Source organism: Halomonas sp. OfavH-34-E (genome assembly GCF_024124525.1).
Classification (GTDB): Bacteria; Pseudomonadota; Gammaproteobacteria; order Pseudomonadales; family Halomonadaceae; genus Halomonas; species Halomonas litopenaei.
The window spans coordinates 17,969-40,910 of the sequence record NZ_JAMXRY010000046.1; the positions used below are offsets into that span (position 1 = coordinate 17,969).

The 22,942-nt window shown below is 65.8% G+C and carries 20 protein-coding genes; 2 read left to right on the top strand and 18 right to left on the bottom strand.

The genetic code is table 11. The features are described 5' to 3' along the window. Positions 1–6 precede the first annotated feature (6 nt). The 3 genes from NH448_RS17745 to NH448_RS17755 all read right to left on the bottom strand — a co-directional run bounded on the left by NH448_RS17745 (position 7) and on the right by NH448_RS17755 (position 4,737). Complete coding sequence (locus NH448_RS17745; protein ID WP_052704477.1) at positions 7–1,422, bottom strand: AbgT family transporter; 1,416 nt, start codon at positions 1,420–1,422, stop codon at positions 7–9. 91 nt (positions 1,423–1,513) lie between these two features. Further along, positions 1,514–3,052: a histidine ammonia-lyase gene (hutH, locus tag NH448_RS17750; RefSeq protein WP_253029133.1), complete on the bottom strand. Its 1,539-nt coding sequence runs from the start codon at positions 3,050–3,052 to the stop codon at positions 1,514–1,516. A gap of 287 nt (positions 3,053–3,339) precedes the next feature. After that, positions 3,340–4,737, bottom strand: a complete 1,398-nt coding sequence (locus NH448_RS17755) for a PLP-dependent aminotransferase family protein (protein WP_253029134.1) — start codon at positions 4,735–4,737, stop codon at positions 3,340–3,342. Positions 4,738–4,844: 107 nt separating this feature from the next. Between NH448_RS17755 and NH448_RS17760 the strand changes: the two genes are divergently transcribed. After that, positions 4,845–5,456 carry a LysE family translocator gene (locus NH448_RS17760; protein ID WP_045994283.1) on the top strand — a complete coding sequence of 204 codons (612 nt, stop codon included), beginning with the start codon at positions 4,845–4,847 and terminating at the stop codon, positions 5,454–5,456. Between the two features lie 206 nt (positions 5,457–5,662). Here NH448_RS17760 and NH448_RS17765 read toward each other — a convergent pair whose 3' ends face one another. From NH448_RS17765 to NH448_RS17830, 14 genes are all read right to left on the bottom strand, one after another. After that, entirely contained in the window at positions 5,663–6,079 is a 417-nt protein-coding gene (locus NH448_RS17765; RefSeq protein WP_045995003.1) for a RidA family protein, read from the bottom strand. 139 nt (positions 6,080–6,218) lie between these two features. Further along, a complete protein-coding gene (locus NH448_RS17770) occupies positions 6,219–6,560 on the bottom strand; it encodes an MliC family protein (RefSeq protein ID WP_108447738.1) in 342 nt (113 codons plus the stop codon). A gap of 104 nt (positions 6,561–6,664) precedes the next feature. Beyond that, on the bottom strand, positions 6,665–8,581 hold the full coding sequence (locus tag NH448_RS17775) for a cation:proton antiporter (protein WP_221621165.1): 1,917 nt from the start codon (positions 8,579–8,581) through the stop codon (positions 6,665–6,667). Positions 8,582–8,793: 212 nt separating this feature from the next. After that, complete coding sequence (locus tag NH448_RS17780) at positions 8,794–9,813, bottom strand: hypothetical protein (RefSeq protein WP_253029135.1); 1,020 nt, start codon at positions 9,811–9,813, stop codon at positions 8,794–8,796. A 17-nt stretch (positions 9,814–9,830) separates the two neighbouring features. Beyond that, entirely contained in the window at positions 9,831–10,040 is a 210-nt protein-coding gene (locus NH448_RS17785) for a hypothetical protein (RefSeq protein ID WP_124804405.1), read from the bottom strand. Between the two features lie 146 nt (positions 10,041–10,186). Further along, on the bottom strand, positions 10,187–11,101 hold the full coding sequence (locus NH448_RS17790) for a hydroxymethylglutaryl-CoA lyase (protein ID WP_253029136.1): 915 nt from the start codon (positions 11,099–11,101) through the stop codon (positions 10,187–10,189). Then, positions 11,101–13,251, bottom strand: a complete 2,151-nt coding sequence (locus NH448_RS17795; protein WP_253029137.1) for an acetyl/propionyl/methylcrotonyl-CoA carboxylase subunit alpha — start codon at positions 13,249–13,251, stop codon at positions 11,101–11,103. The genes NH448_RS17790 and NH448_RS17795 overlap by 1 nt, the downstream gene beginning before the upstream one ends. Beyond that, on the bottom strand, positions 13,248–14,096 hold the full coding sequence (locus NH448_RS17800; RefSeq protein ID WP_253029138.1) for an enoyl-CoA hydratase-related protein: 849 nt from the start codon (positions 14,094–14,096) through the stop codon (positions 13,248–13,250). Before NH448_RS17800 ends, NH448_RS17795 begins: the two co-directional genes overlap by 4 nt. A 20-nt stretch (positions 14,097–14,116) precedes the next feature. After that, the gene (locus NH448_RS17805) at positions 14,117–15,724 is read right to left on the bottom strand and encodes a carboxyl transferase domain-containing protein (protein WP_108132749.1); all 1,608 of its coding nucleotides are present in this window, start codon (positions 15,722–15,724) and stop codon (positions 14,117–14,119) included. Between the two features lie 12 nt (positions 15,725–15,736). After that, complete coding sequence (locus NH448_RS17810; RefSeq protein ID WP_045994997.1) at positions 15,737–16,906, bottom strand: isovaleryl-CoA dehydrogenase; 1,170 nt, start codon at positions 16,904–16,906, stop codon at positions 15,737–15,739. Positions 16,907–17,351: 445 nt separating this feature from the next. Next, a complete protein-coding gene (locus NH448_RS17815) occupies positions 17,352–17,855 on the bottom strand; it encodes a cupin domain-containing protein (RefSeq protein WP_108447744.1) in 504 nt (167 codons plus the stop codon). Between the two features lie 172 nt (positions 17,856–18,027). Beyond that, positions 18,028–18,876 carry a substrate-binding domain-containing protein gene (locus tag NH448_RS17820; protein ID WP_108447745.1) on the bottom strand — a complete coding sequence of 283 codons (849 nt, stop codon included), beginning with the start codon at positions 18,874–18,876 and terminating at the stop codon, positions 18,028–18,030. Between the two features lie 50 nt (positions 18,877–18,926). Continuing rightward, positions 18,927–19,652 carry an ATP-binding cassette domain-containing protein gene (locus NH448_RS17825; RefSeq protein ID WP_213229840.1) on the bottom strand — a complete coding sequence of 242 codons (726 nt, stop codon included), beginning with the start codon at positions 19,650–19,652 and terminating at the stop codon, positions 18,927–18,929. After that, positions 19,649–20,347: an ABC transporter permease gene (locus NH448_RS17830; RefSeq protein WP_108132752.1), complete on the bottom strand. Its 699-nt coding sequence runs from the start codon at positions 20,345–20,347 to the stop codon at positions 19,649–19,651. The genes NH448_RS17825 and NH448_RS17830 overlap by 4 nt, the downstream gene beginning before the upstream one ends. 157 nt (positions 20,348–20,504) lie before the next feature. On the opposite strand from NH448_RS17830, the gene NH448_RS17835 reads away from it, so the two are divergent. After that, on the top strand, positions 20,505–21,395 hold the full coding sequence (locus NH448_RS17835) for a helix-turn-helix transcriptional regulator (RefSeq protein WP_253029139.1): 891 nt from the start codon (positions 20,505–20,507) through the stop codon (positions 21,393–21,395). Between the two features lie 126 nt (positions 21,396–21,521). Here NH448_RS17835 and NH448_RS17840 read toward each other — a convergent pair whose 3' ends face one another. Continuing rightward, complete coding sequence (locus NH448_RS17840) at positions 21,522–22,838, bottom strand: HlyD family type I secretion periplasmic adaptor subunit (protein WP_108132754.1); 1,317 nt, start codon at positions 22,836–22,838, stop codon at positions 21,522–21,524. Between the last annotated feature and the right edge of the window lie 104 nt (positions 22,839–22,942).

Genomic DNA, 22,942 nt, shown 5'->3' on the forward strand with positions numbered 1-22,942 from the left:
AGACCGTCAGGCGAGGGGCCAGACCACCAGGGTCGCCAGCAGGATGAGCACAGCGCCGAGGGCATAGAGCAGGGCGATCAGCGGCAGCATGAAACGCATCCAGCGGCTCCAGGGAATGCCGGCGATGGTGAGTCCCGCCATCAACCAGCCGGCGGTAGGAGTAAAGGCATTGGAGATGCCGTCGCCAAACTGGAAGGCCAGCACCGCGACCTGGCGGTGTACCTCGGCGAGGTCCGCGATGGGCGTCATGATGGGCATGGTCAGCGCCGCCTGGCCGCTGCCCGAGGTGACGATGAAGTTCATCGCGCTTTGCATGGCGAACATGCCCAGTGCTGCGGCCGACGCCGAGGTGTCGCCGATCAGCGTGGAAAGCGAATGGATGATGGTGTCGATGATCTCGCTGTGCTGCACGATGACCACGATGGTGAAGGCCAGGCCCACCGCCAGGGCGCCATCCATCATGTCCTTGCAGCCGGTGGAAAAGGCTCCGGCGATGGTGTTGGCTCGCATGCCGGCGAGCAGTCCGGTGACGATACCCAGCAGCAGGAAGACGCCGGCCATCTCCTTGAGGTACCAGCCGAAGGCACTGACCCCGGCGATGATCGCCACCAGGGCCAGGGCGAAGGCGCCGAGGATCAGCAGGTGGCGAGGGGTCAGGTCGACGTGATCGCCCGGTCCTTCTTCATCGGGCGGGGCCAGGCCGTAGACCACACTGCGCTCTGGCCTTGCCTGCACGCGACGGGCGTAGAACATAACGTAGCCGATGCTCAGGGCGACGAACGCAAGCCAGCAGACGAAGCGGTAGCCCATGCCGGAAAACAGCGGCAATTCGGCGATGCTCTGGGCGACGCCGACGTTGAAGGGATTGAGAAAGGAGCCGGTGTAGCCGATGGCGGTGCCGATCAGCGGGATGGCGGCGGCGACCACGGCGTCGTAGCCGATACGTCGCGCCAGCGGCAGCAGGATGAAGATGTAGACGATGCTGCCCTCGATCATGCCGTAGGTACCGGAACACAGGGCGAAGAAGGTCATCATCAGCGGGATGATCAGGATCTCGCGGCCCTTGAGCTTCACCAGCAGGAAGTGGACCAGCCCTTCGATGGCGCGGGAGCGTCTCAGGACCCCGAAGGTACCGCCGACGATGACCAGAAAGAAGATGATCGACGAGCCGCTCTTCATCCCTTCGAAGAAGGCGTTGAAGAACTCGAAGGGACCGATGCCCGGGGAGTCGATGGCCTGGTAGGTGCCGGCGACGATGACGGAGCGCCCGTCGGCGTTGGTGATGCGTTCGAAGCTTCCGCTGGGGACGAACCAGGTGACGATGGCCGCCAGCAGGGCGAGAAAGAAGAGGATGACGAAGGCGTGGGGCAGCGGCCTCTGTTGCTCGACGTGTGGTCTGGCGGCCATCTTGTCATGATTCATCGGCTGACTCTCGCTGGTGGCGGGTTTGTGGCACCTGGGGCTGAGTTCATTGATCCTTTCGGTTTAGTCCGAACCAGCGAAGCCTGTCGAGTCAGGGCGCGCGGCTGGGCAGAAGATCGTCGAGAACGAGGTCACACAATGCGCCTTCGTCCAGCAGACGTGTGGCGGCCTCGATGTCCGGTGCGAAGTAACGATCGTGGTCATAGTGGGTCACCCGGCGACGCAGTCGCTGACGGGCCTGCTCCAGCAAAGGTGTCGAGGCAAGCCCCTCGCGCATGTCGAGGCCCTGGCAGCTTGCCAGCCATTCGATGGCCAGCACGCCGCGAACATTGGCCGCCATCTCCTTGAGTCGCCGTCCCGCCGCCGGCGCCATGGACACATGGTCCTCCTGATTGGCCGAGGTAGGCAGGCTGTCGACGCTGTGAGGGTGGGCCAGAGCCTTGTTCTCGCTGGCCAGCGCGGCGGCTGACACCTGGGCAATCATGAAGCCGGAATTTACGCCGCCGTTTTCGACCAGGAAGGGGGGAAGCCGGGACATGTGGGTGTCCATCATCAGCGAGATGCGTCGCTCCGACAGGGCCCCGATCTCCGCCAGCGCCAGCGCCAGATTGTCGGCCACAAGGGCAACCGGCTCGGCGTGGAAGTTGCCGCCCGAGAGGATGTCGCCGTTGTCGGCGAACACCAGCGGGTTGTCGGTGACGGCGTTGGCCTCGATCTCGAGCACCCTGGCCGCGTGGCGGATCTGGTCGAGCACCGCGCCCATGACCTGAGGCTGGCAGCGCAGCGAGTAGGGGTCCTGGACGCGGTCACAGTCGGCGTGGGAGGCCCCCACCTCGCTGGTGTCCTCGAGCAGGTGACGATAGGCCCTGGCAACGTCGATCTGCCCGGGTTGGCCGCGCAGTTCGTGGATGCGGGCGTCGAAGGGAACCCGTGAGGCCAGGCTCGCCTCGACGCTCAGGGCGCCGCACACGGTGGCGCTGGCAAACAGATCTTCGGCCTCGAACAGACCGCGCAGCGCCAGCGCGGTGGAGACCTGGGTGCCATTGAGCAGCGCCAATCCCTCCTTGGGTGCCAGGGTCAGGGGCGACAGGCCAGCCACGTTCAGGGCGTCCCGTCCCGAGAGGGTCTCGCCACGGTGGCGTGCCTGGCCCTCGCCCAGCAGCACCAGACTCATATGGGCCAGTGGCGCCAGGTCGCCCGAGGCACCTACCGAGCCCTTGGCGGGGATGACCGGCCAGAACTCGGTGTTGATCAGGGTGATCAGGGCGTCCAGGACTTCACCGCGAATGCCGGAGTAGCCGCGTGCCAGGCTTGCCACCTTCAGCGTCATGATCAGCCTTACCAGCTCGTCGTCCAGGCGTTCACCGACGCCGGTGGCGTGGGATAGCACCAGCGAGCGCTGCAGGTCCTCCAGGCGTTCGCGCTCGATGCGGGTCTGAGCCAGCAGGCCGAAGCCGGTGTTGACCCCGTAGGCGGTGCGTCCCTCGTCGATGACGCCAGCCACCGTCGCCACCGAGGCGTCGATGGCGGCGTATGCCGAGGGCTCCAGAGACACCACTGTCGGTGACGTGAGGAGCCTGCGCATGTCCTGGAGGGTGAGTTGGCCTGGGGTGATGACGAGTCGATGCATGGTGGCGAGCTCCCGAGACGTGGCCGAACATGATGGGAAAACTTTAATGTATATACATTAACAGCAGGGCAATGGCGCGGCGTCAAGGCGGCTATCGTCGAACGGCAGGCGAGAATCGCCAGGGGGGAGTGACGATGTGTGTCACAGACTGTGCCCGATCTTCTATACAGATTTCGCCGCTGACATGATCGGGGGCAGCGACTGGGTCGGCTAGCGCAGGGATGGGTCGATGGACGTCTGGACCTGGTTCACAACGTCAGCGGATTCAGGCAGGTGTCGAACCGTCGCTACAGTGTTGCCCAGGGGCTGGTGTCCCCCTGCTCCAGCACACGTCGCACGGTGGCGAGGGCCTGTTGCAGGGACTCGCGGCTGTCGGGGGCGCCCACGCACAGGCGAATGGCCTGGGGCGCCGGCTCGCTGCCGGTACAGAAGGGTTCAGGCGTTGCCACCAGCACGCCTTCGCTCTTCAGCAGGGCCTGTACCTCGCTGGCCCGCCGGCCCTCGGGCAGCGGTAGCCATAAGTTGGCGCCGTGGGTGAGATGGCGGGGCGTCAGGGCCTCGAAGCTTGCCCGTGCCAGACGCTGCCGAGCGGCCAGCTCTGCGGTCTGCCAGGCCAGCAGTTCTGGGTAGCGGGGCGAGGCGATCCAGCGCCGCGCCACCTCGGTCATCAGCGGCGGACACATCCATGACTGCGCCCGCAACAGGCTGCCGATGCGCTCGCGCAGGGTGGCCGGCATCTGCAGGGTGCCGACTCTGAGGCCACCGGAAAGCACCTTGGAGGTGCTGAATACCTGCAGCGTGCGTTCCGGCGCCAGTTCCAGTAGAGACACACCGCGATCCTCCCGCGGCAGGTACTGGACGGCGTCCTCGATCAGCCAGAAGTCATGTCGACGCGCCAGGGCGGCGAGCTGTTCCCTGCGCTGTGGCGAAAGCACCGCGCTGGTGGGGTTGTTCTGGTCTGGGGTCAGGTAGACCAGGCGGGGCACCTGGCGCTGGCACAGGCGTGCCAGTGCATCGATGTCCATGCCGTCGTCGTCCAGGGGTACCGCCATCGGCTTGAGGTGAGCGTGGCGGGTGGCGGCGTTGAACCCCGGATAGGTGAGGGCGTCGGCGGCCACGCTGTCGCCGGGGCGGGTCAGGGCTCTCAGGCACAGGTCGATGCCGTGCTGGCCGCCCTGGGTGATCGCCAGCACCTCGTGCAGGGGAAAGCCGAGATCCTCAAGCCAACGTGACAGCGCCTCTCTGTGCTGCCGGGTGCCGATGTCGGGCTGGTAGGCGGCGACCATGGCAAGGCAGGCCGGGTCCTCGGTCACCTCCGCCAGGGCCTGCTGCAGACACTGATGACGCCAGGGGTGCGGCGGAGCAAAGCTCAGGCTCATGTCGACCACGCCATCGGAGTCGGCTGCGACGTGTACATCGAAGGGGCTGTTGCCGGTGGCGGCGTCATTGACGTAGGTGCCACTGCCGACCCGGGACGATACCCAGCCCCGTTGCTGGGCTTCGCTGTAGGCGCGGGTGATGGTGCCCACGGTGACGCCCAGCGCGTCGGCCAGGGCCCGTTGCGGGGGCAGTCGATCGCCGGCGGCGAGCTGGCCCTGGTCGATGGCCTCGCCGATGGCCGAGGCGATCTGACGATAGCGGGCCGAGCGGGAGTCGAATTCGAGGGAGGGAGCCCAGTTTGTCATGGTGACAATAAACTCTTTGACGGCAATTGTTGCCTGAGTATGCTTTAAAAACCGGGGTCAATTCACTTAGTTTCACACCATAATGCAAAAATTGTAGGGGTACAATCATGGAAGAGACCGCTAGTCAGCTCGCCTTTCTGCTTCCGGCAGCGCTGTTCATGGTGTCAATGACCATCACGCCGGGTCCCAACAACGTGATGCTGACCGCCTCCGGCGCCAACTACGGCTTCCTGCGTACCCTGCCACACCTGTTCGGCATCCTGGGCGGCTGTTTTGTGCTGTTCGCCTCGATCGCGCTCGGGCTCGGGGTGGTGTTCGAGCGCTATCCGGTGGTGCAGGGCGGACTCAAGCTGGTCGGCAGCCTGTACCTCTTGTACCTGGCGTGGAAGATCGCGACGGCCCCGCCGCCGGACCTGCGGGTAGGCGATGCCCGCCCGCTGTCCTTCGTGCAGGCGGCGGCGTTCCAGTTTGCCAACCCCAAGGCGTGGGTCATGGGTATCGCGTTGATGGCGGGGTTCCTGCCGGACGGCGGCAACCCCTGGGTCAACGCCCTGTTGCTGGCGGGCGTGGCGGAACTGGTGGGGCTGCCCTGCATCGCTCTGTGGGCAGGGTTTGGCACCGCCATCGGCCGCCTGTTGAAGAGCGACCGATCCTGGCGGGTGTTCAATGGGGTGATGGGGGCGCTCACCGCGGCCTGCGTGGTGATGATCCTGGCCTGAACCATTCAGCCTGGCGCGATCGGAGCTTAAGGCTTGTCTGAAAAGTGCCTGCGCTCGGTAATACGGCGTTAAAAATCGGCTGGTGCGCCAGCCCGGTCAAAATGCTCATTTACACCCCGTAAACTGCGCTTTCTCACCGATTTTTGCCTTGTCTAACCTTCGCTCGTCGACTTTTCGGACAGCGCCTAAGGCTTGGTCAAGAAGACTCAGCCCTCGCTGGGCTCATCTGGCGATGCCCCCTCGGGCCGCCGGGCGGTCAGGGTGATCTCCACGGCGGCGCCGCCATGCAGCTGTGGCGACACGGTGCAGGTACGCGCCGGATAGCGCGCAGCCTCGAACCACTCGGAGTAGACATCATCCACCGCCTGTTGCAGCGACAGGTCGGTGAGGTGCACTTGAACACGCACGGTGTCGGCCAGGGTGCAATCCGCCTGCTCGAGCAGGTGAGACAGTCGCCTGAGGATCCAGCGAGTTTCTTCGGCGGCGTCACCGAGAATGGCGTCACTGCCCTGGATATCGGCGGCGGTCAGCCCCGACAGATGGACGTAGTGTTCGTCCATGACCAGATGGGAGCCCGGAAACTCGGGGCTGGGTAGGGTGGGGTCGTTGAAGTAGCGTGCCATCTTGCCTCCTGCTGCGGCTTGGTCGTTGTGCCGCTGGAGAAATGTCTGGCGAATGCCGCCGACTTTCCTTGCGGAAAGCAGGCGGCGGAAAATGCGTTTGTCGGTCGACCGCGGAGAGTGTCCGGGAATAGTGCGGGCGTCAGCTGCTGACTTCGCACTGTACCGGCATGCGCCGGCCGATGGTCCAGGTGGCCTCGTTGCCCTTGCCACGGAAGACGTGCTGGCCGTTTTCCGAGGCGTAGTGCATGCCCGAGGCGGCGGGCTGGCGTTCGAGCGGGAAGCTGTCGCCGTGCATCTGTACCTCGGCGCTGTCCTGACTGTCGAAGACGATGGTGAACTGGCTGCCATCCTGGCAGATGTAGTCGGCGGAGGGCGAGGCTGCGGCGTCGGCACTGTCATCATGGCCACTGCCGCCGGCACAGCCGGCCAGGGCGGTGAACAGCGCAGTGAAGGCGGCAACAGGGATCCAGCTGGCGTTCATGAAACATCTCCTTGTCATATGAAGGGAGCCGTGGAAAAGGCTCGCCTGGCGTTAGGCCTTCCCAGGCTACACAAGTTCCGCACCCGCCACGATACCTCGCCGGATCAGCCCTGCTCAGGCGGTTCGCGTCCGGGAGTCGTGTTGCCGCGGGAGTCGCCGTCGTTATCGTCATGGGCCCCGTCGTCAACGCTGACATCCGTCGGTTGTTGCTCCTGGCGTCTGGCGTGGCGCTCTGCCTTGTCGCGATGGGTGTCGTCGGGCACCAGGGCTAGCAGAGTCTCGCCGTCACCGGCATCGAAGCTTTCATCCTTGTGCATGACGCGTACTTCGCCATCCTCGCTGTAGGTCGATATCACCCGGGCGTCGGGGTTGTCGCGTCGATAGTCCTCGAACGAATAGCTCTCGCTGAGGCGCGTCAGACGGACGCACCAGCCCTCGCGGATGTAGTTGGTGGCCTGTTCGAAGTCGAGTTCCTTGGCAAAGAAGCGCCCGCCCAGGGTCTGCTCGAGATGATCGCCACCGGCACCGCCCCCCGGGGCGAAGCGGTACACCTGATGGTGGCCGAATTCGGGAGCATAGTGCATGCACAGCAGGGCGTTGTAGTCGTCGTTGTCGGTCAGCGCCACCATGCTGTCGAAGCGGCTGAACTCCAGCGTCAGTTCGGCCTCCTCGGTGAGTACCTCGCCGTAGTAGGTGGGAATGTCGCGGCCTCTGACCTGGCGCAGATGGTTGTAGTTGCGATCGGCGATCAGCACCGGGCGCCCGGTGGACTGGATGGCCTCGGCCAGGGCGACCGTGAAGGGGTTGGCGCCGATGATCAACAGCCCCTTGGTATCGGTGGACTGAAGATTGAAGCGACGGGCCAGGGGCTGCAGCGAGAAGCCGTGAAGCAGCACCGTGACCGCGACGATGGCAAAGGCCAATGGCGACAGCAGGGCGGCGTCCTCGATGCCGATGTCGACCAGGCGCGCGCCGAACAGACCGGCGATGGCCACCGCGACCACCCCGCGTGGACCGATCCAGCCGACCATCAGCTTTTCGCCGAAGGGCAGGTCGACCTTGATCAACGATATGAAGACCGCCAGCGGGCGGACCAGCAGCAGTACCACCGCGACGAACAGGATCTCGCGGGTCGTCAGGGTGGCCAGGGTGCCCAGGTCCACCTGAGCGGCCAGGAGGATGAATACCCCGGAGACCAGCAGTACGGTGATGTTCTCCTTGAAGCGGCGGATCTCGTCCAGCGACGACAGCGACGAATTGCCGATCACCACGCCCATCACGGTGACCGCCAGCAGGCCGCTTTCATGCAGCAGCGCATTGGGCAGGGCGTAGGTGGCCATGACGAAGAAGATGATCACCGGCACCTTGAGAAACTCGGGGATATGGCCGCCCTTGATCGCGCGGATCAGGCCCCAGGCGGTGGCCAGTCCCACCGCGCTCGCCACCGCGATGCCCAGCGCCATATGGCCGAGGGTCATCGACAGCGAGTGAGAGGAGTTGAGAACGATGGCGAGTTCGAAGGCCAGCACCGCCGCCAGGGCGCCCACCGGGTCATTGAGGATCGCCTCCCAGCGCAGGATTTCCCCCGGACGCCGCTTGAGGCTGGCCTGGCGCAGCAGGGGAATGATGACGGTGGGGCCGGTGACGATCAGGATGCCGCCAAGCACCGAGGCCGATGCCCAGGTCAGTCCACCGATGTAGTGACCCGACAGGGTCGCCAGCAGCCAGACCAGCGGGCCGCCGAAGAACACCAGGCGCTTCACCGCAAGCTCCGCGCCCTTCAGCCGTGTCAGGTTCAGCGTCAGGCCACCCTCGAACAGGATCATCGCCACGGCGACCGCGATCAGCGGTTCGAGCAACTCGCCGAATACCGAGCGTGGGTCGAGCACACCGGTTACCGGGCCGATGAGTACGCCGCTCAGCAGCAGCAGAACGATGGCCGGCACCTTCCAGCGCCAGGCCAGCCACTGGGCGCCGATACCGAGCGCCGCGATCAGGCAGAAGACGAGAACGGGGGTCATGAGGGCTTCCCTGTGGTCCAATCGGTGCAGTCAGTGCAGCCAATACTTTGCCAACCAGGCTGGCTACGCAACGTCGAGCGCGAAACGTCAGGCACGACAAGTCAGGCGCGCAAAGTCGGCAAGCGATGCCATCTAACGCTAGGCGGCGCCCGCTGCATTCACAACCAACCCTGTAAACGCTTGCGACCCGATCGGCACAGTTACCCGGAGACTCAGGGGCCCGCGCCACGCAGACATTGAAGGAGCCTTCGCACTACCGAGGGCGGGGAAGTGTTCGCGTCAGCCCGCGGGCCGGTCGGCGCCGGCCGCACGGACGCCGAGGACGGGTGACGAAGATTGAACGTGAAGCCGGAAACGCTGATGATCTTGTCGCGCTGAAGCGAGACTTCGAACTCCGCTCTTGGCGCGGCCAGGTCGAAGTCATACTGGGTGGTAAGGTTCACCTGCTTGTTCTGTTCATGACGGTAGCCCGAGCGCAGCGGTATCAGACGAATCGCATTGGATACCACGCTTTCCTCGTCCGGTTCCGGCACGATGGTCGGTAGGCCGATGTAGACCTTGTCATTTTCCAGGGTCACCAGAGCATAGGTGATCTTGCGATATTTAAGCTGTTTCAGCGTCTCCAGCAAGGACGACCGGCTCATCCGGTCGTGTCGATCGATCGTGCCTTTGCGCAGGTTGTCGGACAGTCCGGTTCGGGCCTCGAGAATGGCCGCGTTGTGGGCCAGGTCGATCTTGGCCTGGGTCATGATGGTGACAAGGTGGTGCTCGATAGGTGCCTGGTCTCGCAGCAGCTTCACCACATGGTGGCGGCGCGCCTGTTGTAGCCGCGTTGCTCCCAGCCAGGTGAATCGCTGGCATGACCAGGCAATGGACCAGGTAAAGGCGATTGAGCACAGTGACAGGGACGCAATCTGAAGCGATGCCATGGTGGCAGGAGGAGGAGGCGTTGCAGAGTAGAGTCCGCTTGCCATCAGCTGGGCGAGCAGCATGAACAGGTGAGTGTGAGGAAGGAGGGTGATGCCTGTCAGCCTGCCGATCAGCACACCGAGCCACGGCAGCAGATAGCCGAACAGCAAGGCGACCACCGCGACAATAAGAATGCCGAACTGTGCCGCACGAATGTAGAGCGACCAGCCATGGTAGAGGCTGATACGGATGCGCTCGGCAGGGCTTTCGGTGAGGTAGATATAGCCACACACCAGCACGGGAAAGATGAGCAGCCCGATCATGGTGGGCGGCTACGCTGCTACTGGCTGTCGTGGGAAGCCAGGGGGAAGCTCTGGTCGATGCGTTGGCGCTCGAGCTCGGCGGCGTCCTTGCTGGCGTACCTGCGCACTACCACGGTACCCGAGGCAGTGATATCCACGTCATCCCAGCCTGCCGTCTCTGCCGCCTCGGTAGATTGCTGCAGCTGCTGCTGAATCTGCTCGAGAATGCGTTGGCCCTGTGCGCTCATGTCCTGTTCCCCTCATGGACTGACACTGAGAATAGCACGATGCGATGTATGGCGCGGGATGGAAAGGAAGCGGAAGGGAGAGCAAAAGGGAGGGAAGAATCGCTCAGGCCCTGTTTCTCGCTTTCCTCCTTCCCCCTCGGCATTGGTCAGCCCTTGGCAACCACCGCCACACCGGCCTTGGAACGATTGGGACGCCCGATGGCGCGGGTGATCCAGTCGCCCACGGCGGCGATGCGCTCGAGGTCCACCGTGGTTTCGATGCCCAGGCCTTCAAGCAGGTAGACCACGTCCTCGGTGGCGACATTGCCGCTGGCGCCCTTGGCGTAGGGGCAGCCCCCGAGGCCCGCCACCGAGCTGTCGATCACCTGGATGCCGTCCTCGAGTACCGCGGCCAGATTGGCCAGCGCCTGGCCATAGGTGTCGTGGAAGTGGGCGGCCAGACGCTCGACCGGAACGTCACGGGCCACCGCCTCGAGCATGCGCCGGGCCTTGAGCGGGGTACCGGTGCCGATGGTGTCGCCCAGCGACACCTCGTAGCAGCCCATCTCGTCCAGCGCCCGGGCGACCGCCGCTACCTGCTCGGGAGCGATGTCGCCTTCGTAGGGGCAGCCGAGCACGCAGGACACATAGGCGCGCACCTGGATTCCCTGATCGCGGGCGCGTTCCACCACCGGGGCGAAGCGCTCGAGCGACTCGGCGATGGAGCAGTTGATGTTCTTTTGCGAGAACGACTCCGAGGCCGCGCCGAACACCGCCACCTCATCGACGCCGCACTCGATGGCCGCCTCCAGTCCCTTGAGGTTGGGAGTCAGCGCCGAATAGCGCACCCCTGGCTGGCCTTTGCCCTCTCGCATCAGGGCGGTCATCACCTCGCGGTGGTCGGCCATCTGCGGCACCCACTTGGGCGACACGAAGCTGGCCGCCTCGATATGGCGGTGGCCGGCCTTGGCCAGGCGTTCGACCAGTTCGAGCTTGGTCGCCGTGGTGATCGGGTCCGGCTCGTTCTGCAGGCCGTCGCGAGGCCCGACTTCGACGATGCGAACGCTGGCGGGAAGGGCCATCAGCGGGACTCCTTTTGCTCGGTTTCGGGCTGTGTCTCTGACTGCGCCTCTGTTGGTGACGCGCCGGCGTCGAACTCCAGTAGCACGTCGCCCTGGCCGACGGTGTCGCCGGCGGCGAAGTGGAAGCTGGCCACGGCGCCGTCGGCCGGGGCGGTGAGGGTGTGCTCCATCTTCATCGCTTCCATCACCATCAGGGCGTCACCCTTGGCAACGGCAGCACCGGGCGCAACCAGCAGCGCCACCACGGTACCGTGCATGGGCGCGGTCAGGGTCGACTCGACCTCGTGCTGGCCGTGGTCGATGGCGTCGATACGCCGCCAGTAAAGGCGGACCTCGCCCTCGGGGCTCGACAACACGATCTCGTTGCGCTCCTTGCCTTCGCCCACCAGGCGCGCCTGCAGGCGGCGGCGGTGGCCGTCCAGGGTGATCGCCACGGCGTCGCCGGGCAGATCGGTGAGGCTCGCCGATACCTGCTGGACCTCGTCGCGATTGGCCCCGCTGATGCTGAGCTGCCAGGCGTCGTCACTGGCCCCATGACGTCCCTCGACCAGCGCCAGGCTCGCCGGCTCGGCGTCCAGCGCCTCGCGCGGGTCGCACAGGGCGATACGGATCTGGCGTGGGCCGTTCAGGCGAAAGCCGTCGTGGCGGTCCCAGGGCGAGTCGCTCTCGCACTCCCGAGACAGTTGATGCAGCGCCACCAGGGCGGCGCTGGCCAGGCTGTCCTGGTCGAGGCCGCGGGAGGCGAACAGGCTGTCCTCGTGGCGCTCGATAAAGCGGGTATCGAGGTTGGCCGCCTGGAAGTCCGGGTGGGTGGCCAGGCGCTGCAGGAAGCCGCGGTTGGTGACCACACCACGCACGTCCAGCGCCGCCAGGGCGCGGTTCAGGGTCGCCAGCGCCGAGGCGCGGTCGGGGCCGTGGGTGATCAGCTTGGCCAGCATGGGGTCGTAGTGCATCGACACCATGTCACCGCTTTCGACCCCGCTGTCCAGGCGCACCCTGGCCGGGTCCAGCGAGGCGCCCTCGAGGTCCAGCGAAAAGTGGCTGAGCAGGCCGGTGGCGGGCAGGAAGTCCTGGTCGGCGTCCTCGGCGTAAAGCCGCGCCTCGAAGCTGTGGCCATTGATGGTCAGCTCATCCTGGCTCAGCGGCAGGCGCTCGCCCATGGCCACGCGCAGCTGCCACTCGACCAGGTCCTGCCCGGTGATCATCTCGGTGACAGGGTGCTCCACCTGCAGGCGGGTGTTCATCTCCATGAAATAGAAGGAGCCGTCCTGCCCCGGTGAGGCGTCGAGCAGAAACTCCACCGTGCCGGCGCCGACGTAACCGATCTCCTGGGCCGCGCGCACCGCCGCCTCGCCCATGGCCTGGCGCAGTTGCAGGGTCATGCCCGGTGCAGGGGCTTCCTCTAGCACCTTCTGGTGACGACGCTGCACGCTGCAGTCGCGCTCGAACAGGTAGACGCCGCCGCCGTGGCTGTCGCAGAACACCTGGACCTCGACGTGGCGAGGCTGGGTCAGGTACTTCTCGATCAACATGCGGTCGTCGTTGAAGGCCGCGCGGGACTCCCGTCGGCAGCCGTCCAGGGCCGCCTGGAACTCGTCGGCGTTCTCGACCACGCGCATGCCCTTGCCGCCGCCACCGGCGCTGGCCTTGAGCAGCACCGGATAGCCGATGGCGTCGGCCTCGCGCTTGAGCAGGTCGTCGTCCTGATCATCGCCGTGGTAGCCCGGCACCAGCGGCACCCCGGCGTCCATCATGCGGGCCTTGGCGGCGGACTTGTCGCCCATGGCCTTGATGCTGGAGGCGGGCGGGCCGACGAAGACGATACCGGCGTCTTCGCAGGCGCTGACGAAGGCCTCGTTTTCCGACAGGAAACCGTAGCCGGGATGGATGGCGCCGGCGCCGCTGCGGCGGGCCGCCGCGATGACCTTGTCGACATCGAGATAGCTTTCCCGGGCCGGCGCCGGACCGATGCGGATCGCCTCGTCGGCTTCGCGCACGTGGCGCGCGCCTTCATCGGCGTCGGAGTACACCGCCACCGTCTTCAGGCCCATGGCCCGGGCGGTGGCCATGACACGACAGGCGATCTCGCCACGATTGGCCACCAGCAGAGTGTCGAAGCGCGGCTGGCGGTCTGACGGATTCGAGCTCATGAGGCGCTCCCTTTTTTGTTGGTGGATGAAGGGGGGCTGGTGGAAGAGGCGCTGTCGGCCCAGGCCGGACGGCGCTTCTCGAGGAAACTCGCCAGTCCCTCCTGGCCTTCGGCGCTGGTGCGCAGTTCACTGATGACCTGACAAGTGCGCTCGCGGGTGGCGTCACTGTCGGTGTCTCTGGCGACTTCCGCCAGCAGGCCCTTGGTGGCCCGGCTGGCCTGGGGCGAGGTGGCCAGCAGGGTGTGGAGCATCGCGTCGATGGCGGCGTCGAGTTCCTCTGCGGCGACTACCCGGTGGACCAGGTCCAGTCGCTGGGCGGTGTCGGCGTCCATGACTTCGGCGCTGAGCGCGTAGCGGCGCATCTGACGGCTGCCGATGGCGCGCTGCACGTAGGGGCTGATGACCGCCGGCGACAGGCCGATGCGTACCTCGGACAGGCAGAACTTGGCTCTGTCGGAGGCGATCACGATGTCGCAGCAGGCGGCCAGGCCTACCGCGCCACCGAAGGCCGCACCCTGGACCCGGCACACCGTCACGCAGGGCAGGCTGTCGAGGCCGTGCATCAGGCGAGACAGCTCACGCGAGTCGGCCAGGTTGTCGTCGACGCTGTAGTCGACCATGCGCTTCATCCAGTTGAGGTCGGCGCCGGCGGAGAAGCTCTTGCCCTCTGAACCCAGCACCAGCACTCGTACCTTGCCGCTGTCGGCGGCCTGGCGTACCTGATCCAGGTGGGCGTTGAGCTCGCCGATCAGGGCGTCGTCGAAGGCGTTGTGCACCTCGGGGCGGGTCAGTGTCAACCAGGCAACCCCCCGGTCGTCGATCCGTAGTTGGGACATGTCTGACATGGGATCCATCCTTGAGGGCATTACATGCGGAAGACGCCGAAGCGCGTCTGTTCGATCTCGGCATTCATCGCGGCGGCCAGCGACAGGCCCAGTACATCGCGGGTCTGGGCCGGGTCGATCACGCCGTCGTCCCACAGTCGGGCGCTGGCGTAGTAGGGATGGCCCTGGTGTTCGTACTGTTCGCGGGTCGGCTTCTTGAAGGCCTCCTCGTCCTCGGCGGACCAGGACTCGCCGGCGCGTTCGATCTGCTCGCGCTTGACCTGGGACAGCACGCCGGCGGCCTGCTCGCCGCCCATCACCGAGATGCGGGCGTTGGGCCACATGAACAAAAGGTTGGGCTCGAAGGCGCGGCCGCACATGCCGTAGTTGCCGGCACCGAAGCTGCCGCCGATCAGCACCGTGAACTTGGGTACCTTGGCGCAGGACACCGCGGTCACCAGCTTGGCGCCGTGCTTGGCGATGCCCTCGTGCTCGTACTTCGAGCCGACCATGAAGCCGGTGATGTTCTGCAGGAACACCAGCGGAATCTTGCGCTGGGCACACAGTTCGATGAAGTGGGCGCCCTTGACCGCGCTCTCCGAGAACAGCACCCCGTTGTTGGCGACGATGCCCACCGGATGACCGTGGATATGGGCGAAGCCGGTGACCAGGGTATCGCCGTAGTAGCGCTTGAACTCGTCGAAGTCGGAGCCGTCGACGATCCGCGCGATGACCTCGCGCACCTCGAAGGGCTTCTTGAGGTCGGTACCGACGATACCGTAGAGCTCCTCGGGGTCGAGGCTGGGCGGGCGCGGAGCGGCCATCGCCAGCTCGCCGCGCTTCTGCCAGTTCAGGCGGGACACGCAGCGCCTGGCGATCTGCAGGGCGTGGGCGTCGTTGTCGGCGTAGTGGTCGGCGACCCCGCTGATCCGGGTATGGACGTCGGCGCCGCCCAGGTCCTCGGCGCTGATGGTCTCGCCGGTCGCGGCCTTGACCAGCGGCGGGCCGCCGAGAAAGATCGTGCCCTGCTCGCGCACGATGATCGATTCATCGGCCATGGCCGGCACATAGGCGCCACCGGCGGTGCACGAGCCCATCACCACGGCGATCTGTGGAATTCCCTCCGCCGACAGGGTGGCCTGGTTGTAGAAGATCCGGCCGAAGTGGTCGCGGTCGGGGAATACCTCGTCCTGGCGCGGCAGAAAGGCACCGCCGGAGTCGACCAGGTAGACGCAGGGCAGGCGATGCTTGCGCGCGACTTCCTGGGCGCGCAGGTGCTTTTTCACCGTCAGCGGAAAATAGGTGCCGCCCTTGACGGTGGCGTCGTTGGCGACGATCACGCACTCGACGCCCGAAACGCGGCCGATGCCGGTGACGATGCCGGCCGCCGGCACTTCGGTGTCATACACCTCATGGGCGGCCAGCGCCGACAATTCGAGGAAGGGCGAGCCCTCGTCGAGCAGGTGGTCGATGCGGTCGCGCACGAACAGCTTGCCGCGGGATTCGTGCCGGCTACGGGCCTTGTCGCCACCGCCACGGCGGATGGCAGCGGTCAGTTCGGCCAGTTTGCCGACCTCGGCGCGCATGGCCGCGTCCCGGGCCTGGAAGTCCTCGGAGCGCGGGTTGATCTTGGTGTCCAGAATCGCCATGACCGGCTCCCCTTACTTGGATTCGTTGAACAGCTCACGCCCGATCAGCATGCGCCGGATCTCGCTGGTGCCGGCACCGATCTCGTAGAGCTTGGCGTCACGCAGCAGGCGCCCGGTCGGGTACTCGTTGATGTAGCCGTTGCCGCCGAGCAGCTGGATGGCGTCCAGCGCCACCTGGGTGGCCTTCTCGGCGCAGTAGAGGATCACCCCGGCGGCGTCCTTGCGCGAGGTCTGGCCGCGGTCGCAGGCGGCGGCGACGGTGTAGAGGTAGGCGCGGCAGGCGTTCAGGGTGGTGTACATGTCGGCAACCTTGCCCTGGACCAGCTGGAACTCGCCGATGGACTGGTTGAACTGCTTGCGCTCGTGGATGTAAGGCACCACCACGTCCATCGCCGCCTGCATGATGCCGATGGGGCCAGCAGCCAGCACGGTGCGCTCGTAGTCCAGCCCACTCATCAGCACGCGCACGCCCTTGCCGACCTCGCCCAGCACGTTCTCGGCGGGGACTTCGCAGTCCTCGAACACCAGTTCGCAGGTGTTGGAGCCGCGCATGCCGAGCTTGTCGAGCTTCTGGGCGGTGGAGAAGCCGGCAAAGCCCTTCTCGATGATAAAGGCCGTCATGCCCTTGGAGCCGGCGTCGGGATCGGTCTTGGCGTAGACCACCAGCACGTCGGCGTCGGGGCCGTTGGTGATCCACATCTTGTTGCCGTTGAGGATGTAGCGGTCGCCGTCCTTGCGGGCGCGCAGCTTCATCGACACCACGTCGGAACCGGCGCCCGGCTCCGACATGGCCAGCGCCCCTACGTGCTCGCCGGAGATCAGCTTGGGCAGGTACTTGGCCTTCTGTTCGGCGGAGGCGTTGATCTTGAGCTGGTTGACGCACAGGTTGGAGTGGGCGCCGTAGGACAGGCCCACCGAGGCGCTGGCCCGGGAGATCTCTTCCATGGCGATGCAGTGGGCCAGATAGCCCATGCCTGTGCCGCCGTCCTCGTCGGACACGGTAATGCCGAGCAGGCCCATGTCGCCGAACTTCTGCCACAGGTCGGCGGGGAATTCATTTTTCTCGTCGATCTCGCCGGCGCGGGGGGCGATCTCGTCGCGGGCGAAGGCGTTGACCTGGTCGCGCAGCATGACCAGGGTTTCGTCGAGGCCGAAATCGAGGGGCGTATAGGGGCTGAACATGATGGGCTCCGGGGCATCCTTGATGGTCGATACGGCGCCAGGAGGGGGCCGGACCATCTTTATTGATGGTGTTGGTGACGAGGTGAAACGGCACCGCAGGCGGTGAGCGTTCACGGGATGACAAGAAGACTAGGCAAGGTTTACGTTAACGTAAAGTGCAGCTTGTGATGCTTGCGACCAAAGTTGGTAGATAGGTACGGGTAGTCGAGCGGCAGGCGCCCGGCAGTGGGTAGCCACCAGAAGCGCCAGACGACGCCTTCGGGTCAGGGCGATGGGGTGAACAGGGTGGCCGTGCGGTTCAGATCGAGATCAGGATAATGGCAGTGGTTCAATGCCAGGCCAGATTCAGGGACGAGATCGGCAACGCCTGAGAAAGCGCGCCTGGCACGAGGCATGGAGCGATACGGCAAGGGTGAGCCGTCTGCCTCCAGGCGCGCCCGTCCCATCAATCTTCGTCCTGCCAGTAGTCCACCGCGTCCTGGCGCATGCCGTAGTGTTCGAAGCTGCGCTCGGCCTTGTCGCCGCCCGGAGCGCTGCCGGCCAGTACACCAAACTTGCCTGAGTCGGGATACTCCATCACGTCCGGTGCGTTCATGCTGCTGATACACAGGTAGGTCAGGGGTTCGTCGGAGTCGTTGATGATCTGGTGGGCGCAGTCGGCGTCGCCGGCGGGGGCCGCGATCAGCTCCCCCTCGACGATGGGGTAGCGTTTCTCTCCCAGACGCACGCTGCCCTTGCCCTTGAGCACGATGAACATCTCGTCATTGTTGTGATGGAAGTGGAAAGGCCAGGCGTGGCAGCCAGGTGCCAGGGTGACTCGGCGACAGCCGAGGTCGCGCATGCCCAGCACCGGCGTCAGGTTGATGATCTTGGCATCGACCTTGTCACCGTGCTGGTGGTCCTGGCGGGGGATCGGGCAGTGGCACAGAGAGAGGATGCGAGCGCGCATTGAGGGTCCTTGTCGGTCATGGGGACGAACGAAGCACGCCGATCGCGTGCCTTCGCCCGTCTCGCGTCAATCCATGTATCAGCCTAGACCGAGATATATGACCCTGCTACGACCCCGGTCAGTTGACGTTGCTGCCTCGGGCGCGGCCGCCGGCTTCAGCGCAAGCCAGCGATTACTCGCCGTCGGCGTTGGGAAAGAACAGCTGCTGCCCCTTGACCTCGAAGTCGCCGATGGCCTGCTGGCCCGCCTCGGACAGCAGCCAGTCGTGCCACTGGTCGGCCAGGTCGTGCTTGAGCTCCGGATGGCGCTCGGGCGACAGCTTGAGGCTGCCGTACTGGTTGAACAGCACCTCGTCACCTTCGAACAGCAGCTCGAGATCCTGACGGTTATCGAAGGCCACCCAGGTGGCACGATCCGACATCACGTAGGCACCCATGCCCGCCGCGGTGTTGAGGGTGGCCCCCATGCCGCTGCCCAGCTCGCGGTACCAGTCGCCGCCGGGTTCGACCCCCGCCGACTCCCACAGCCGCAGCTCCGCCCGGTTGGTGCCGCTGTCGTCGCCACGGGAGGCGAAGGGCGACGCGTTGTCGGCGATCAGGTTGAGCGCCTCGGCTGCGCTGTCGGCGTCACGGATGCCTGCGGGATCCTCGGCCGGGCCGATCAGCACGAAGTCGTTGTACATGACGTCGGCGCGCTCGGTGGCGTAGCCGTCCGCCACGAAGGCCTCTTCACCGGCGGTGTCGTGCACCAGCAGGCTGTCGGCGTCCCCGCGCCTGGCGATCTCGAAGGCCTGTCCGGTGCCCACGGCGACCACATGGACGTCGATGCCGGAGTCCTCGGTAAAGCTCGGGATGATGGCGTCGAACAGCCCCGAGTTCTGGGTCGAGGTGGTCGAGGCCAGGGTGATAAAAGGGGGCTCATCCTCGGCCTGGGCACTGGTGGCGCACACCGCCAGACCGGCGATCAGCAGGGCGCCGGAAAGCAGGGCACTGGCAGGAGTGGAGTCTGGATATCTTGTCATGGGGGCCTTCCTTGCGTGGGTTGATCGGACTTCTGGATGGGGCAGGCCGCTCAATCGAGCAGCTCGCCGTGGACAAAGGCGTGGCCCTCGGCGGTGACCGGGGCGTCGAAGAAGGTCGCCGCAGGGCTCTGTTCGACCAGCCTGCCGTGGTGCAGCAAGATCACCTCGTCGGCCAGTCGGCGCGCCTGATGAAGGTCATGGCTGGTCATCACGATGCGTACGCCCTGGCGGTGAAAGTCGCCAATGGCGGCCTCCACGGCGCGAATGGCGGCGGGATCCAGGGCCGAGGTGGGCTCATCGAGAAACAGCACCTCGGGCGACAGCAGCCAGGCCCGGGCCAGCGCCAGGCGCTGCTGTTCGCCGCCGGACAGTACCCTGGCCGGTCGCCGGGCAAGCGCCTCCAGACCAAATCGTGTCAGCGCCTCCCTGGCCCGTTCGCGGCGCTGACGCCGCGGCACCCGCTGCACCGCCAGGGCATACTCGAGGTTGGCCAGGGCTGAGCGTCTGAGCAGCACCGGGCGCTGGAACACCATGGCCTGGCGTGGCGCCGCGCCTTCCCACACCAGGCGCCCCGACGTCGGTTGCAGCAGACCATGGGCCAGGCGCATCAGCAGGCTCTTGCCGGCGCCGTTGGGCCCCATGATCAGGGTCCGGCGATGGCCCTCCAGGTTCAGCGACAGCGGCCCCAGCAGCGTCTGCCCACGGGATGCGTAACTGACGCGATCGAAGTTCAGACGTGGCGTCGTGGCCGGTACCGAAAGGGTCAGATGGGTCATCCGAGCTGCCTCCGCGTCGCTTCGCCCAGCAGATGCGCCAATGCATTGATGACCCCCACCAGTGTCAGCAACACGATACCCAGGCCCAGCGCCAGGGGCAGGTTGCCCTTGCTGGTCTCCAGCACGATGGCCGTCGTCATGACCCGGGTGACGCCGTCGATGTTGCCGCCGACGATCATCACCGCCCCGACCTCGGCGCTGGCGCGGCCAAAGCCGGCCAGCACCACAGTGATCAGCGACAGCCTGGCGTCCCACAGCAAGGTCGGAATACGGCGCCGCCGAGAAACTCCGATGGAGGCGAGCTGTTCGGCGTACTCGCCGTGGAGCTCCTCGACCTTCTGACGGGTCAGGGCCGCCAGGATCGGCAGCACCAGGATGACCTGGGCCACGACCATGGCGGTGGGGGTAAACAGCAGCCCTAGTGAACCCAGCGGCCCTGCCCGGGACAGCAATAGATAGACGGCGAGCCCCGCCACCACCGGCGGCAGGCCCATCAGGGCATTGAGGGTGACGATAAGAGGGGCACGGCCTGGAAAGCGAAACAGCGCCAGCGCCGCCCCCAATGGAAAGGCCAGCAGGGCAGCGATGGCGACAGCGGTCAGCGAGATCTTCAGCGATAGCCCGACGATGTCGAGCAGGTCGGCGTCCAGACCGATGACGAGTTCAAGGGCAGTAAGGAAGGCAGAGTCGGTCATCGTGTCTCGGTCGATTTGGGGCGTCGGGTGCTTGCCGTTTTCCGGTCTACCGGCATGATGTGATGATCTACTGCGGCGCGCACCCCATGGCCGTAATATATGCAGCCATAGATCACTTCCTGCAAAGTGACCCTCTACACCTTTTGGAGGTAACCCGATGGTCGAACCCGTCCTGCCTCGCTACCTCACCACCGCAGAGGTGGCCGACTATCTGCGGTTGAAGCCACGCAAGGTCTACGATCTGGTCCGCCAGGGGCAGATTCCCTGCACCCGTGCCACCGGCAAACTGCTTTTTCCACGTCATGCCATCGACCTGTGGCTGATGAACCACCTGGAGGGGGACCAGTCTTCCGCGACCGAGCCGCTCGAGGTGATGGCCGGCAGTCAGGATCCGCTGCTGGACTGGGCGATGCGCGAGAGCGGCTGTGGCCTGGCGAGCCTTTGCCTGGGTAGCGGCGACGGTATCCAGCGGCTGATGGCGGGCAAGGCCATGGTGGTGGGTGCTCATCTGCTGGACGGGGCGGGGCGCTACAATGTGCCCTCGGAGCTTGGCCTCGGTGGCATGCGGGACCTGGTGGTGGTGCACTGGGCCAGACGTACCCAGGGGCTGATGCTGGCGCCGGGCAACCCGCTTGGCCTCGAAGGCCTGGGTGACCTGGCAAGGCCGGGGCTACGTGTCGGTCGGCGACCCGAGGGTGCCGGCGCCCACCGCTTGCTGGGTTGGCTGCTGGAGCGGCAGGGTATCGAGATTGAGCGGCTGGATATGCTGGAGCATCCGGCGACAAGCGAGGACGACCTGGCGCTTGCCGTTGCCCAGGGCAGGGCGGATGTAGGGCTTGGAGTGGAGGCCGCAGCAAGGCGCCAGGGGCTTTATTTCCTGCCCCTGCACCAGGAGTCCTTCGACCTGCTGTTGCGGCGACGCAGCTATTTCAGCGATGCCCTGCAGCGGCTGTTCGCCTTCGCCCGGGGTGAGCGTTTACGGGACCAGGCGGAAAGCCTTGGCGGCTACGAGGTGTCGCGGATCGGGACGATTCGCTTCAACGCCTGATGCGAGGTCGGTGATCCTTGGTGTTCCGCCTTTCACGCGCGCAAGGGTGTCGCGGAGGGCCGGTGATCCTCGGTGTTCCGCCTTTCACGCGCGCAAGGGTGTCGCGTGAAAAGGCGGTCTCACTAGTTACTCTTCCCGCATCGCTCGGGCCAGCATGTCCACGATCGGTTTCGCCACATAGCTGGCGAAGCTTCTTTCGCTGGTGCGGATCATCACCTCTGCCGGCATGCCGGCCATCAGCCGCATATTCTCGGTCATGTCCTTCTCGCCGAGTTCGGTGACCTGGATGCGTACCTTGTAGTAGCGCTGGCGCGTCGCCTCGTCCTCGAAACTGTTGGCGCTGACGTGGACGACCTCACCGTCGATGACGTTGGACAGCCGCTGGTTGAAGGCGCTGAAGCGGATTTCCGCCGGTTGGCCAAGGTACAGATGGTCGACGTCGTGGTTGGCCACCTTGGCCTCGACGATAAAGCCGTCGCCCATGGGCACCAGGTCCATCAGCGGGTCGCCGCCGCGCACCACCGCGCCCAGGGTATGCACCTTGAGCCCGACCACGGTGCCCGCTACCGGGGCGGTGATCTGGGTGCGCTTCAAGGTATCGTTCAGCGCCACCAGGCGTTCTTCAGCGTCCGCCACCTCGGCCTGCACCTGGCGCAGCGCCTCGCCGACCTGCTGCTGGAACTCCTGCAGGCGAATCTGCTTGTTCAGGGTGTTCTCGCTGATCTGGGCCCTGAGCCTGGCCACCTCGGAGACGTGACGAGCGTTGTCGCTCTGGTACTCCAGGCTCTCGCGCTCCATCTCGCGCATGCGCTGGCTGCTGATCAAGCCATCACGAAACAGCTTGCGGTGGTTGGCGACATCGCCGTTGAGGGAGTCGATTCGTCGCTGGGTGATGACCTGGGTCTCCTCGAGGCCGGTGATCTGCTCCTCGAGCTGGAGGATCTGCTGGTCGAGCGCCGCCAGGGTGCCCTCCAGCGAGTCGCGGCGTACCTCGAACAGCCGCCGCTGAACCTCCAGCACCGCCTGTACCCGGGCGTTGTCCGAATCGATCAGGGCTTGGGGGAAGACCAGCGTTTCGGCGCCGGACTGTTCGGCCAGCAGGCGTACTTCGCTGGCGCGGGCGATCAGGTACTCGGTCTCGACGATACGACTCTGGGCCATCGCCTGGGTGTCATCCAGGGTGATCAGCGGTGCGCCGGCCTCGACCTGGCTGCCATCCTCGACGTGGATCTGCTCGACGATGCCACCCTCGAGATGCTGCACCGTCTTGGTGAAGCTCTCTACCGACACCGAGCCTGGAGCCACCACCGAGACCGCCAGGCTGGCCATCACCGACCAGCTGCCGAAGCCGCCGAAGGCGACCAGCAGGATGATCAGGCCCATGCGCCGATAGCGAGTGTCCTGCAGCGGCAGGTCGTCCTGGGAAGGGGAGGGGCTGTTCATGATGAGGTCTCCTCACCGCCGCTGCGGCGGTTGACGGGGGAGCGCCCCCGGGCGCTGGGGTGCAGGGTGGTGACGCCGGGCGAGCGCCGTCCAGCGGTGGCCAC

Bases quoted from the DNA above. Each gene is read 5' to 3' on its own strand.
- NH448_RS17745 (WP_052704477.1), bottom strand. From the start codon at position 1,422: ATGAATCATGACAAGATGGCCGCCAGACCACACGTCGAGCAACAGAGG.
- hutH (WP_253029133.1), bottom strand. From the start codon at position 3,052: ATGCATCGACTCGTCATCACCCCAGGCCAACTCACCCTCCAGGACATG.
- NH448_RS17755 (WP_253029134.1), bottom strand. From the start codon at position 4,737: ATGACAAACTGGGCTCCCTCCCTCGAATTCGACTCCCGCTCGGCCCGC.
- NH448_RS17760 (WP_045994283.1), top strand. From the start codon at position 4,845: ATGGAAGAGACCGCTAGTCAGCTCGCCTTTCTGCTTCCGGCAGCGCTG.
- NH448_RS17765 (WP_045995003.1), bottom strand. From the start codon at position 6,079: ATGGCACGCTACTTCAACGACCCCACCCTACCCAGCCCCGAGTTTCCG.
- NH448_RS17770 (WP_108447738.1), bottom strand. From the start codon at position 6,560: ATGAACGCCAGCTGGATCCCTGTTGCCGCCTTCACTGCGCTGTTCACC.
- NH448_RS17775 (WP_221621165.1), bottom strand. From the start codon at position 8,581: ATGACCCCCGTTCTCGTCTTCTGCCTGATCGCGGCGCTCGGTATCGGC.
- NH448_RS17780 (WP_253029135.1), bottom strand. From the start codon at position 9,813: ATGATCGGGCTGCTCATCTTTCCCGTGCTGGTGTGTGGCTATATCTAC.
- NH448_RS17785 (WP_124804405.1), bottom strand. From the start codon at position 10,040: ATGAGCGCACAGGGCCAACGCATTCTCGAGCAGATTCAGCAGCAGCTG.
- NH448_RS17790 (WP_253029136.1), bottom strand. From the start codon at position 11,101: ATGGCCCTTCCCGCCAGCGTTCGCATCGTCGAAGTCGGGCCTCGCGAC.
- NH448_RS17795 (WP_253029137.1), bottom strand. From the start codon at position 13,251: ATGAGCTCGAATCCGTCAGACCGCCAGCCGCGCTTCGACACTCTGCTG.
- NH448_RS17800 (WP_253029138.1), bottom strand. From the start codon at position 14,096: ATGTCAGACATGTCCCAACTACGGATCGACGACCGGGGGGTTGCCTGG.
- NH448_RS17805 (WP_108132749.1), bottom strand. From the start codon at position 15,724: ATGGCGATTCTGGACACCAAGATCAACCCGCGCTCCGAGGACTTCCAG.
- NH448_RS17810 (WP_045994997.1), bottom strand. From the start codon at position 16,906: ATGTTCAGCCCCTATACGCCCCTCGATTTCGGCCTCGACGAAACCCTG.
- NH448_RS17815 (WP_108447744.1), bottom strand. From the start codon at position 17,855: ATGCGCGCTCGCATCCTCTCTCTGTGCCACTGCCCGATCCCCCGCCAG.
- NH448_RS17820 (WP_108447745.1), bottom strand. From the start codon at position 18,876: ATGACAAGATATCCAGACTCCACTCCTGCCAGTGCCCTGCTTTCCGGC.
- NH448_RS17825 (WP_213229840.1), bottom strand. From the start codon at position 19,652: ATGACCCATCTGACCCTTTCGGTACCGGCCACGACGCCACGTCTGAAC.
- NH448_RS17830 (WP_108132752.1), bottom strand. From the start codon at position 20,347: ATGACCGACTCTGCCTTCCTTACTGCCCTTGAACTCGTCATCGGTCTG.
- NH448_RS17835 (WP_253029139.1), top strand. From the start codon at position 20,505: ATGGTCGAACCCGTCCTGCCTCGCTACCTCACCACCGCAGAGGTGGCC.
- NH448_RS17840 (WP_108132754.1), bottom strand. From the start codon at position 22,838: ATGAACAGCCCCTCCCCTTCCCAGGACGACCTGCCGCTGCAGGACACT.